Here is an 11,966-nt window from a genome sequence, read left to right as displayed (position 1 = left end):
GGGGTCCGCCCCCCCTTTGGTCCGGCCCTTGGGGACCGAGCACAAGGTGCCGTCGCCGCTCTCCGGACTGTCCGCGCTCACTCACCCAGCGGATTCAGCAGATCAGCCCGCTCCTGGAAGGCGTACAGCATCAGGTCGGTCATCTCGAACACGTGCTTGGCGTGGCGCTCCGCGACCGGGCTGAGGAAGGGCCGCCAGAACGGGTCGCGCACGATGGAGTACCGGCTGCCCTCCATGGCCCGGTGGAACACCTCGGCGACGATGCGGCCGCCGACGCCGGTCAGCCGTCCGCTGCCGTTCGCCTCGGCCTCGCGCAGGATGTAGAACCACAGCGGGCAGTGCTCGGCGAGCTTCTTGCGGAGCGGCTCGCTGAGCTGGGCGCCGCCGCCGTTCTCGAAGTCGGACGGCAGGAGCGGCTTCACGCCGAGGCGCTTGGCCATCTGCTGACCCGTGGCCAGGCTCATCATGTTCGCCCGGGTGAGGTTGCGGAAGGCGAGGTTCAGCTCGATCGCCGCGGGAGCCGGCCCGCCGCGACCGCCGAAGGAGCCGAGCGGAAGGTCGGCCAGCGGGTTGACCAGCTGGGTGTCGATCCGCTTGGCGACGTTGAACTTCTCGGCCGGCACGCCCGGGTCGTCCCGGCCCGCCGCACGGAAGTCGAACAGGCGCCGGAAGTCGGCGATCCAGTTGGTGGGCAGCCGCTCGAAGGTCCCCGCCTCCGGATCGCCGGCGTCGGCGGGCGGCGGCGAGAGGATCCCGCTGGTGCCGGTGAAGCGGAACAGCAACGGCAGTGTTCCCCCGCCGTTGTCGAAGATCCGGTTCCAGTTGTACGCGCCGCGGACCATGCTGTGGCCCAGCCGGTACGCGGCCACCGAGAACTCGATCGGCATGGTCGGGAAGTCGTGTTCGCCCGGGGCCGGCTCGAAGAACTTGCGGCCCTTGGTGAACACCTCCTCGACGATGCCCGGGTCGACGATCCTGGGCAGGAAGTCGTGCCGCAGCATCCACTGGTAGTGCTTGACCACCGTCTCGCGTGCCGTCTCGAACAGGACCGCGCTGGAGACACCCTTGTTGATCAGGTCGCCCACGACCCGGTTGTGGAACCGGATGAAGGCGCAGTGGATCTGGGCGACCACGAGGTCGTCCTAGTAGAATTCCGACAATATTAAGGCAAGTTGCTTGTGTGTGTATGGATGAAATAAAAGCTACGAAATCGGACGCAGCGGCAGCGGAAGCCCGGGCAGTCCGTCCAGGCTGGTGGCGATGTGCTCCTTCTTGGCGAAGTACTCGCTGAGTGAGGCGTCGTCCTCGCGCGCGAAGCGCCGGCCGTGCAGGTCGCGGTCCCCGTCGTACGACATGTAGGGCACCGCGTACCCGCAGGAGTCGCGGATGAGTTCGGCCCGTACGACGATCACGGCACGCAGCCCGTGGGCGGTCGGGTCGATGTCCGGGAAGTGGGCGAGCAGCTCGGGGAAGCGCGGGTCGTCGCGGAAGACCGGCTCTCCGCGGCCGTGCACCCGAACGATGTTCGGCGGCCCCTGGAAGGCGCACCACATCAGGGTGATCCGGCCGTTCTCCCGCAGATGCGCGATGGTCTCCGCGTTGGAGCCGGCGAAGTCGAGGTAGGCCAGGGTGAGTTCGTCAAGGATCACGAACGAGCCCTTGAGGCCCTTGGGGGAGAGGTTGACCGTGCCGTCGCCGGACAAGGGGGCGGACGCGGTGAAGAAGAGGGGCTGCGCCTCGATGAAGGTGCGCAGTCGGCCGTCGATGCGTTCGTAGGTCTTTCCCATGTCTGACGATTATGAGCGCAGGTCTTTTGTGTGTCTAAGGAATTCGGGTAGAGCGCTTGTGGTCATGCGGGCGTCCTTGCCGGGACATCCAGACGCCCGTGGCCGCCCCGGCCGGCGCTCGCACGGGGCGGCCACAGCGCCTGTCACGTCACTGGTTGACCGTGCAGGCGGCCAGGGAGTCCAGACCCTGCGGCTTCTCGGCGGTGCGGCCGATGGAGAGGGCGATGCGGTCGATGGTCGACTTCCGCTTGTCCGCCAGCGGGCCGAGGATCGCGTTCTGGACGAAGTTCGGTCCGCCCTGGCCGACCGTGTCCACGAGCCGCTTGTCGGCCTCCTGGATCTGGGTGTCGAGGAGGGCCAGGTTGCGGTCGACCTCTGCCTGGGCGGAGGCCGGGATCGCGGGCAACTGCGAGGCGACGTCGGGGCAGTTGACGGCGCCGGCCGCGGCGGCGCCGCCGCCCGTCTCCGCGCCGCCCTCCTGCAGGGCGGTCTCGCTCGGCGTGGCCGCGGCCTCGCCGCCGCCGGCCTCCGCGCCCGCACCGGCGTCCGCACCGGCTTCCTGGCCCGCGCCCGCCTCACCGCCCGCGCCCGCCTCCTCGCCCGCGCCGGCGGCACCGTCGGCGTTGAGGGCGCACGGCGCGAGCGCGTCGAGCCCCTGCGGCTTCTCGGCCGTTCGGCCGATCGCGGTGGCGATGCGGTTGACGGTGGCGATCCGCTTGTCCTCCAGCGGACCGAGGATCGCGTTCTGGACGAAGTTGGGCCCGCCCTGGCCGACCGTGTCCACGAGCCGCTTGTTGGCCTCGTCGAGCTGGGTCTGCAGCAGGGTCAGGTTGCGGTCCACCTCGGCCTGGGCGGACGCCGGGACGTCCGGGAGCTGGGAGGCGACGTCCGGGCATGCGATGGTGCCGGGGCCGGCGGCCAGCGTCTTGGCGTTCGTACTCCCGCTCTGCGTGGAGCCGGGCGTTCCGGCGAGGGCGGAACCGGCGATCACCGCGCCGGACAACACCACCGCGGCAGCGCCGCCGATCAACGCGACGCGACGCTTGTTGTACTTCGGAAGAGCCCTGGACATGCGGATGCCTCACTCGGGTCGGGGGGTCTGCCATTCACAAACGCGGCGCCTGCGTTCGGCGAGAGGTACGGGTAAGCGGTTTCGGGTGTTCAAAGGCCGAGCAAATTTTCTGCCGACGGGCTGGGGGAGGGGGCTGTCGTCGGTGGGCGGCGCGGCTGCGTTTCTCGGCCGACGGGCCTTGGCCCCGCCCGCGACAGACCTGCGCCCGGCCGGCGATCCGCCGACGGAGTCGGCCATGACCGGCGAGCCCGGTCGGCTGCGGGCCGTGGCCCGTGTGGGCCGCGGCGGGGGCCGCGGCCGACGGCGGCCCGCTCCCCGTCGGCAGGCTCCTTGGGCGTCGCCCGCCCCCCGGCCGGCGCCGTGCCCGGGGTCTGCGGGTGAAGGGCGGCCGGCGACCGGGTCCCGGTCGACAGGCGCCCACCGGAGCTTGCCGGGCGTCGGCAAGCCCGCGCGGACGCCGGCAAGCCCTGCGGCCGTCGGCAAGCCCCCGCGGCCGTCGGCAGGCCCCGCAGCCACCGGCAGGCCCCTGCGGCCGCCGCCTTGACCTGCTGGATTGACGAATCATGCACTGGCCTGCATACTCATGCATGACACCGTATGCACCGTGAGGAGAAACCCGTGGCCGAGCGCGTCGTACTCGCCTACTCAGGCGGTCTGGACACCTCCGTCGCCATCGGCTGGATCGCCGAGGAGACGGGCGCCGAGGTCATCGCCGTCGCGGTGGACGTCGGCCAGGGCGGCGAGGACCTGGACGTCATCCGTAAGCGGGCGCTCGCGTGCGGGGCCGTCGAGGCCGAAGTGGCCGACGCCAAGGACGAGTTCGCCGACGAGTACTGTCTCCCGGCGATCAAGGCCAACGCCCTCTACATGGACCGCTACCCGCTGGTCTCCGCGCTCTCCCGGCCGGCGATCGTCAAGCACCTGGTCGCCGCCGCCCAGAAGCACGGCGCCACCACCGTCGCTCACGGCTGCACCGGCAAGGGCAACGACCAGGTCCGCTTCGAGGCCGGCATCGTCGCCCTCGCCCCCGGCCTCAAGTGCATCGCCCCCGTCCGCGACTACGCGATGACCCGCGACAAGGCCATCGCGTTCTGCGAGGCCAGGAACCTCCCGATCGCGACCTCCAAGAAGTCCCCGTACTCCATCGACCAGAACGTCTTCGGGCGTGCCGTCGAGACCGGCTTCCTCGAGGACATCTGGAACGCCCCGATCGAGGACATCTACGAGTACACCCAGAACCCGGCCGTCCCGCGCGAGGCCGACGAGGTGGTCATCACCTTCAAGGCGGGCGTCCCGGTCGCGATCGACGGCCGGCCCGTCACCGTCCTGCAGGCCGTCCAGCAGCTCAACGAGCGCGCCGGCGCCCAGGGCGTCGGCCGGATCGACATGGTCGAGGACCGCCTCGTCGGCATCAAGTCCCGTGAGGTGTACGAGGCTCCGGGCGCCATCGCGCTCATCACGGCCCACCAGGAGCTGGAGAACGTCACCGTCGAGCGTGAACTCGCCCGCTACAAGCGGCAGGTCGAGCAGCGCTGGGGCGAACTCGTCTACGACGGCCAGTGGTTCTCCCCCCTCAAGCGTGCCCTGGACGGCTTCATCGAGGAGGCCAACCAGCACGTCGACGGCGACATCCGGATGACCCTGCACGGCGGCCGCGCGGTGGTCACCGGCCGGCGCTCCGAGTCGTCGCTGTACGACTTCGACCTCGCCACCTACGACACCGGCGACACGTTTGACCAGGCCGCCGCCAAGGGCTTCATCGACATCTACAGCCTGTCGTCGAAGATCGCGGCAAAGCGGGACCTCGCGTAGGCGATAGCGTGAACGCCGCCTCCCTGACCGCCGGTGCGCAGGGAGGCGGTGACACACCAGGTGACCCGGGTGACCCGTCAACAACCTCCGAGACTCCGAGGAGCAACGCAAGTGAGCAGCAACAGCGGTGACGTACGGCTCTGGGGCGGCCGTTTCGCCGACGGTCCCGCCGAGGCCCTGGCGAAGCTGTCCGCCTCCGTCCACTTCGACTGGCGGCTGGCGCCCTACGACATCGCCGGATCGCGTGCCCACGCGCGCGTGCTGCACAAGGCGGGGCTGCTCACCGAGGACGAGCTTCAGCGCATGCTGGCCGGACTGGACCAGCTGGAGGCGGACGTGGCGTCCGGCGACTTCGTCGGCACCATCGCCGACGAGGACGTCCACACGGCCCTGGAGCGCGGCCTCCTGGAGCGCCTCGGTCCCGACCTCGGCGGCAAGCTGCGCGCGGGACGGTCGAGGAACGACCAGGTCGCGACCCTCTTCCGGATGTACCTGCGCGACCACGCCCGGATCATCGGCGGTCTGGTCGCAGACCTCCAGGACGCGCTGATCGGCCTGGCCGAGGCCCACCCCGACGTGGCGATGCCCGGCCGTACCCACCTGCAGCACGCCCAGCCGGTGCTCTTCGCCCACCATGTCCTCGCGCACGCGCAGTCCCTGTCCCGGGACGCCGAGCGGCTGCGTCAGTGGGACGAGCGGACCGCCGTCTCGCCGTACGGCTCCGGCGCACTCGCCGGTTCCTCCCTCGGCCTCGACCCGGAGGCGGTCGCCGAGGACCTCGGTTTCGAGCACGGCAGCGTCGGCAACTCCATCGACGGCACGGCGTCCCGCGACTTCGTCGCCGAGTTCGCCTTCATCACCGCGATGATCGGCGTCAACCTCTCCCGGATCGCCGAGGAGATCATCCTCTGGAACACGAAGGAGTTCTCCTTCGTCACCCTGCACGACGCGTTCTCCACGGGCTCGTCGATCATGCCGCAGAAGAAGAACCCGGACATCGCGGAGCTGGCGCGCGGCAAGAGCGGCCGTCTCATCGGCAATCTCACCGGGCTGATGGCGACCCTCAAGGCCCTCCCGCTCGCGTACAACCGCGACCTCCAGGAGGACAAGGAGCCCGTCTTCGACTCCTGCGACCAACTGGAGGTCCTGCTCCCGGCCTTCACCGGCATGATGGCGACGCTCACCGTGCACCGCGAGCGCATGGAGGAGCTGGCCCCGGCCGGGTTCTCGCTCGCCACCGACATCGCCGAATGGCTGGTCAAGCAGGGCGTGCCCTTCCGGGTGGCGCACGAGGTGGCCGGCGAGTGCGTCAAGGTCGCCGAGGCCGAGGGCAAGGAACTCGACGAGCTGACCGACGAACAGTTCGCGAAGATCTCCGCCCACCTCACCCCCGAGGTGCGGTCCGTCCTCAACGTCCCGGGCGCCCTCGCCTCCCGCGACGGCCGCGGCGGTACGGCACCCAGCGCGGTCGCCGTCCAGCTCGCCGAGGTGAAGGCGGACGTGGCGGGGCAGCACCAGTGGGCCACGGCGAAGGCGAAGTCGTAACGGAGACGCCCGGTAGGGAGCGCGGGGAACGGCACGACAAGCCACGACGCACCCGCACCCCCGCCCACACTCACCGCACCACCGCACGAACCGAGCTCTGAGGCGAAGGTCATCGCGGGTTACGTTGGTCGCAAGCCGTACCGGAGCCGACCGAACGGAGCCCGCGCATGCCCTTCGCCCGACTGGCCACAGCGACAACCCCCACCTGCCACCTCGGACTCGGTCTCGCCGCCGTCGGCCGCCCCGGCTACATCAACCTCGGCCGAGACCAGGATCTCGGAGAGGACCGCAGCGTCGAGACCCTGCGCACCCGCACCCACGAACTCCTCGACGCCGCCTACGCCCAGGGCGTCCGCTACTTCGACGCGGCCCGCTCCTACGGCCGTTCGGAGGAGTTCCTCGCCGAGTGGCTCGGCGCCCGCCCCGGCATCGACGACGTCGTCGTCGGCAGCAAGTGGGGCTACACGTACACGGCCGACTGGAGCACCGACGCCGAGCAGCACGAGGTCAAGGACCACAGCGTGCGGACGTACGAGCGGCAGCGCGCCGAGACCGCCGCACTGCTCGGCGACCGGCTCGACCTGTACCAGATCCACTCGGTGACCCCGGACAGCCCGGCCCTCACCGACAAGGAGCTCCACGCCAGGCTGGCGGAGGCCGCCGCCCAGGGCCTGACCATCGGCTTCTCCACCAGCGGCCCCGCACAGGCGGACACCGTCCGCGCCGCGCTCGCGGTCACGGTCGACGGCGAACCTCTCTTCCGTACCGTCCAGTCCACCTACAACGCGCTGGAGACCTCCGCCGCCCCGGCCCTCGCCGAGGCCCACGACGCCGGTCTCACGGTGATCGTCAAGGAGGGCATGGCCAACGGACGTCTGGCCGGGCCGTACGCGCCGGAGGCCCTGAAGGCCGTAGCGGAGGAAACATCTCTCGGCTGCGACGCCGTCGCCCTCGCGTTCGTCCTGCGCCGGCCCTGGGCCGGTGTCGTGCTCTCCGGCGCCGCCACCCCCCTCCAGCTCGCGTCCAACCTGCAGGCAGCCGTGGTCGACCTCGACGAGGAGCAACTCGCGCGCCTGGCGACGCTGACGGAGGACCCGCACACCTACTGGGGCAAGCGCGGACAGCTGCCCTGGCACTGACGGACACACTCGTCCACCTGGGACGATGAGACGCGATCGCCCGGAATGAGACGTGAATGTCTCACATGGGTTACCCTTGTCTCATGGCCGTCGATCGTGATCACGTACTCCGCAGCGCAGCCGCCCTGCTCACCCGCAAAGCCACCGCGACCATGGACGAGGTCGCCAAGGCCACCGGGATCAGCCGGGCCACGCTGCACCGCCAGTTCGCCGGGCGCGACGCGCTCGTGCGCGCGCTGGAGGCGCTCGGCATCTCGGAGTGCGAGGCCGCCCTGGACGCGGCCCGCCTGGACGACGGGCCCGCGAGTGAGGCCGTACGACGTCTGGTCCGCGAGCTGCAACCCGCCGCCGCCCTGCTCGCCTTCCTCTACACCGAGAACCAGTTGTTCGAGGGCGAGGAACAGAACGCGGGCTGGTCCCGGATCGACGACCGCATCTCCGCCCTGTTCCGGCGCGGCCAGGCGGCCGGCGAGTTCCGTATCGACCTGACCCCGGGCTGGCTCACCGAGGCGCTCTACGGCCTGCTGGCCTCCGGCGCCTGGGCCGTGACGGAGGGCCGGGTCGCCCGCAACGACATCACCCACATGATCGCCGAACTGCTGCTCGGCGGCGCACTGCTCAGAGACGAACCCCGAAGAGAGGAATCATGACCAGCACCCTGCAGCCGGCGGACCTGACCGAGGCGGTGAAGCGTCCCGGCCGTTGGCTCGCGCTGTCCGTCCTCGTGCTCGCCGTGCTGCTGGTGGCCGTCGACGCGACCGTCCTCGGTCTCGCGACCCCCTACATCAGCGAGGACCTCAAGCCCACCGGGACCCAGCTCCTGTGGATCGGCGATGTCTACTCCTTCGTCATCGCCGGTCTGCTCGTCTCCATGGGCAGCCTCGGCGACCGCGTCGGCCGCAAGCGGATCCTGCTCGTCGGCGCCACGGCGTTCGGAGCGGTCTCCGTCCTCAACGCCTACGCCACGACACCCGAGATGATGATCGTCGCCCGCGCCCTGCTCGGCGTCGCCGGCGCGACCCTGATGCCCGCCACCCTCGCCCTCATCCGCAACCTCTTCCACGACCGGCGCGAACGCAGCCTGGCGCTGGGCATCTGGGGCGCGACCGCCTCCGCCGGTACCGCCGTCGGCCCGATCGTCGGCGGCTTCCTGCTGGAGCACTTCTGGTGGGGTTCGGTCTTCCTGATCAACCTGCCGGTGATGGCGGTCCTGGTCCTCGTCGGCATCAAGCTGCTGCCCGAGTCGCGGAACCCGCGTCCCGGTCCGTGGGACATGCGCAGTGTCGTCCTGTCGCTGGTCGGCGTGATCGGTGTCGTGTACGCCGTCAAGGAGGCGGCCACGCACGGCATCACCTGGGAGGTCCTCGTCGCGGCCCTGCTCGGCGCGGGTGCGCTGTACGGCTTCGTACGCCGCCAGCTCACCCTGCCGACCCCCCTGCTGGACATGCGGCTGTTCCGCAACCGCGGCTTCAGCGGCGCGGTCCTGGCCGACCTGCTCACCATCCTCGGTCTGTCCGGCCTGGTGTTCTTCCTCTCCCAGTACCTGCAACTCGTGCAGGGCAGGCAGCCGTTCGAGGCGGGCCTCGCCGAACTGCCCGCCGCCGTCGGCGCGGTGGCGTCCGGTCTGGTCGCCGGTACGGTCGCCCGGCGCTTCTCGGTGCGGTCCGTCGTCTCCGGCGGTCTCGCCGCCGTCGGCCTCGCCCTGGCCTCGCTCACCGTCATCGGCCAGTCCACGGGCTACCCCCTGCTGGGGGCCGCACTGCTGGTCGTGGGCGTGGGCGCGGGCTTCTCGTTCACCGTGACGGCCGACGTGATCCTCGGATCGGTGCCCAAGGAGCAGGCGGGCGCGGCGTCCGCGGCGTCGGAGACGGCGTACGAACTGGGCGCGGCCCTCGGAATCGCCGTACTCGGCTCCATCGTGACCGGCGTCTACCGTGACTTCACCGGCCCGGCGGGCACTCCGACTGAGGCCCATGAGTCGCTGGGCGGCGCGGTGGAGGCGGCGGCGACCCTGCCCGCGCAGACGTCCGAGGCGCTGTTGGACGCGGCCCGGCAGTCCTTCGTCGACGGACTCGCACTCGCGGCGGGCGCCGGCGCGACGGTGCTGCTCGTGGCGGCGGTGGCCGCCTGGTTCATGCTGCGGGGGCAACGGCTGGACGGCGGGCGCCAGGATCCTGGGATTCCCGTCCCCGCCCCCCGGGGGGCCCAGTGACACACGAACGGCGGGCCGCCAGAAGAGCGGCCCGCCGTATGACCCGCCGTGCGAACCGTCCAGCCGGACGGCCCGGTCCAGCCCGAAACAGTCGTGTCGAAGCTCCCCGGCTTCCTACGCCGCCTTGGCCTTGGTGGCGTACATGTCCACGTACTCCTGCCCGGACAGCCGCATGACCTCGGTCATCACGGAGTCGGTCACCGCCCGCAGGACGTACCGGTCGCGGTCCATGCCCTCGTACCGGGAGAACTCCATCGCCTCACCGAAGCGGACCGTGACCCGGCCGGGGCGCGGCATGCCGGAGCCGCCCGGCTGGATCTTGTCCGTGCCGATGATGGCGAACGGTACGACGGGCGCGCCGGTCATCATGGCCAGCCGGGCGATGCCCGTACGGCCCCGGTAGAGCCGGCCGTCGGGGGAGCGCGTGCCCTCCGGGTAGATGCTGAAGACCTTGCCCTCCTCCAGCACCCGGCGTCCCGTCATCAGCGCCGCGACACCGCCGCGGCCACCGTCCCGGTCGACCGGGATCATGCCGCAGCCCGTGAAGAACCAGGCCATCAGGCGGCCCTTGACGCCCTTGCCGGTGACGTATTCGTCCTTGCCGATGAAGAAGACCTGACGGTCGCAGAAGAGCGGCATGATCATCGAGTCGATGAACGTGAGGTGGTTCCCGGCGAGGATCACCGGACCCTCGCCGGGGATGTGCTCCGCGCCCTCCACCCGTGGGCGGAACATCAGGCGCATGATCGGTCCGAGCACTGCCTTGATGAGTGCGAAGCGGGACAACGGGCCCTCCGGTGTCAAGAGAACGGCCAGGGAATCTGTATGAGTCTGTGCAGGTGAGGACATTACTCGCGGTTCAGTGGCTCGCGCACATCGGGCACACGGGGTTCACCGAGGTCTTACGCACTGTTGACGCTCGTTCACCTGCGGGGCCCCGCGTTGCCCGGCGGAAACCCGCCCGGAACGATGTGACGCAGGTCGCGTACCCCGGCGTCTCCGCGTGAAGCCGACGGAGCATCAGACAACTGTTCCCATCGATCCCATGTGACATCCCGTGTCACCCACGTGTTCCGCCGCGGGTCTCCCGCCCGCCATGTGCGCCCACCTACGATCGGCGCGCATCACGAGCCGACGTCAGGGAGAGCGCTCATGGCACCGCAGGAGTCGCAGCACGAGTCCACCAGGTCCACCAGTCCCGCCGAGGCCGCCGAGCAAGGGCGGACGGGGCGCCGGGCGCTCCTCGGTGCCGCGGTGCTCGGCGCGGGCGGCGCGGTCCTCGGACTGTCCGGCACCGCGAGAGCGGCGGGCGCGGGACACGGCGGTGGCGGTCTGAAGGCCCTGCCCGTGCCCACGGTCATCGGCCACCGGGGCGCCAGCGGCTACCGTCCTGAACACACCTTCGGCTCCTACCAGCTGGCTCTCGACCTGGGCGCCGACATCGTCGAGGCCGGCGACCTCGTGCCCACGAAGGACGGCCACCTCGTCTGCCGTCACGAGCCGGAGATCGGCGGTACCACGGACGTCGCGAACCACCCCGAGTTCGCCGGCCGCAAGACCACCAAGGTCCTCGACGGCGTCCCCACCACCGGCTGGTTCACCGAGGACTTCACGCTCGCCGAGCTGAAGACGCTGCGCGCGATCGAACGCATCCCGGCCAACCGCCCGCACAACACCCTCTACAACGGCCGCTGGGAGATCCCCACCTTCGAAGAGGTCCTGAAGTGGCAGGACGAGCAGACCCGAGGGCGCGGCAGGCAGGTCTGGATCTACCCGGAGACCAAACACCCCACCTACTTCCGGAAGCTGGGCCTGGGCCTGGAGGAGCGGGTCGCCAAGCTGCTGCGCAAGTACGGCAAGGACAAGCGGAACTCGCCGGTCATCCTGCAGTCCTTCGAGCCGACCAGCATCCAGCGCCTGAACAAGCTCGTCGACAACCCGCTGGTGGTACTGCTGTCCGCCGCGAACAGCCGTCCCTGGGACTTCGTCGAGACCGGCGACCCGCGTACGACCGCCGACCTCATCACCCGCAAGGGCCTGAGGGAGATCGCCGGCTACGCCCAGGGCGTCGGCCCGACCCTGGACCTGGTCATCCCGAAGGACGCCGACGGCAGGCTCACCACCCCGACCACCCTGGTGAAGGACGCCCACGCCGTCGGCCTGGTCCTGCACCCCTACACGATGCGCAACGAGAACCCCTTCCTGCCCGCCGAGTTCCGCAAGGGCACGGACGCGGACGCCTACGGCGACGCCTTCGGTGCCTTCCAGGTCTACTTCGCCACCGGCATCGACGGCGTCTTCACCGACAACCCGGACACCGGCCTGCTGGCCCGCCAGGACTTCGTCAACGGCTGAGCCGCCCATCCCGGTTGGGGTGACGTCCGGCGGCCCGGGCAACC

10 protein-coding genes are annotated in these 11,966 nt (G+C 70.6%); 6 read left to right on the top strand and 4 right to left on the bottom strand.

Annotated elements, in window-relative coordinates:
• Positions 1-77: 77 nt before the first annotated feature.
• The 3 genes from ACIBK3_RS38825 to ACIBK3_RS38815 all read right to left on the bottom strand — a co-directional run bounded on the left by ACIBK3_RS38825 (position 78) and on the right by ACIBK3_RS38815 (position 2,859).
• A complete protein-coding gene (locus ACIBK3_RS38825; protein WP_399372616.1) occupies positions 78-1,133 on the bottom strand; it encodes a peroxidase family protein in 1,056 nt (351 codons plus the stop codon).
• Between the two features lie 69 nt (positions 1,134-1,202).
• Positions 1,203-1,787 (bottom strand): pyridoxamine 5'-phosphate oxidase family protein, encoded by a 585-nt coding sequence (locus ACIBK3_RS38820; protein WP_399372614.1) that lies wholly within the window; start codon positions 1,785-1,787, stop codon positions 1,203-1,205.
• A gap of 148 nt (positions 1,788-1,935) precedes the next feature.
• On the bottom strand, positions 1,936-2,859 hold the full coding sequence (locus ACIBK3_RS38815; RefSeq protein ID WP_399372613.1) for a hypothetical protein: 924 nt from the start codon (positions 2,857-2,859) through the stop codon (positions 1,936-1,938).
• Positions 2,860-3,477: 618 nt separating this feature from the next.
• Here ACIBK3_RS38815 and ACIBK3_RS38810 point away from each other — a divergent pair.
• From ACIBK3_RS38810 to ACIBK3_RS38790, 5 genes are all read left to right on the top strand, one after another.
• Entirely contained in the window at positions 3,478-4,671 is a 1,194-nt protein-coding gene (locus ACIBK3_RS38810) for an argininosuccinate synthase (protein ID WP_399372612.1), read from the top strand.
• A gap of 111 nt (positions 4,672-4,782) precedes the next feature.
• The gene (gene argH, locus ACIBK3_RS38805; RefSeq protein WP_399372611.1) at positions 4,783-6,216 is read left to right on the top strand and encodes an argininosuccinate lyase; all 1,434 of its coding nucleotides are present in this window, start codon (positions 4,783-4,785) and stop codon (positions 6,214-6,216) included.
• A 167-nt stretch (positions 6,217-6,383) separates the two neighbouring features.
• On the top strand, positions 6,384-7,355 hold the full coding sequence (locus ACIBK3_RS38800; RefSeq protein ID WP_399372610.1) for an aldo/keto reductase: 972 nt from the start codon (positions 6,384-6,386) through the stop codon (positions 7,353-7,355).
• Positions 7,356-7,438: 83 nt separating this feature from the next.
• A complete protein-coding gene (locus tag ACIBK3_RS38795; protein WP_399372608.1) occupies positions 7,439-8,005 on the top strand; it encodes a TetR/AcrR family transcriptional regulator in 567 nt (188 codons plus the stop codon).
• Positions 8,002-9,567: an MFS transporter gene (locus ACIBK3_RS38790; RefSeq protein WP_399372607.1), complete on the top strand. Its 1,566-nt coding sequence runs from the start codon at positions 8,002-8,004 to the stop codon at positions 9,565-9,567. The genes ACIBK3_RS38795 and ACIBK3_RS38790 overlap by 4 nt, the downstream gene beginning before the upstream one ends.
• Positions 9,568-9,681: 114 nt before the next feature.
• Here the strand turns inward: ACIBK3_RS38790 and ACIBK3_RS38785 are convergent, their stop codons facing one another.
• Positions 9,682-10,416: a lysophospholipid acyltransferase family protein gene (locus ACIBK3_RS38785; RefSeq protein WP_324606363.1), complete on the bottom strand. Its 735-nt coding sequence runs from the start codon at positions 10,414-10,416 to the stop codon at positions 9,682-9,684.
• 303 nt (positions 10,417-10,719) lie between these two features.
• On the opposite strand from ACIBK3_RS38785, the gene ACIBK3_RS38780 reads away from it, so the two are divergent.
• Positions 10,720-11,922, top strand: a complete 1,203-nt coding sequence (locus ACIBK3_RS38780; RefSeq protein ID WP_399372606.1) for a glycerophosphodiester phosphodiesterase — start codon at positions 10,720-10,722, stop codon at positions 11,920-11,922.
• The last annotated feature ends 44 nt before the right edge of the window (positions 11,923-11,966 follow it).

Source organism: Streptomyces sp. NPDC050287 (genome assembly GCF_044459385.1).
Taxonomy (GTDB): Bacteria; Actinomycetota; Actinomycetes; order Streptomycetales; family Streptomycetaceae; genus Streptomyces.
Note: the sequence above shows the minus strand (reverse complement) of the source record. Positions and strands in the feature narration are given on the sequence as shown.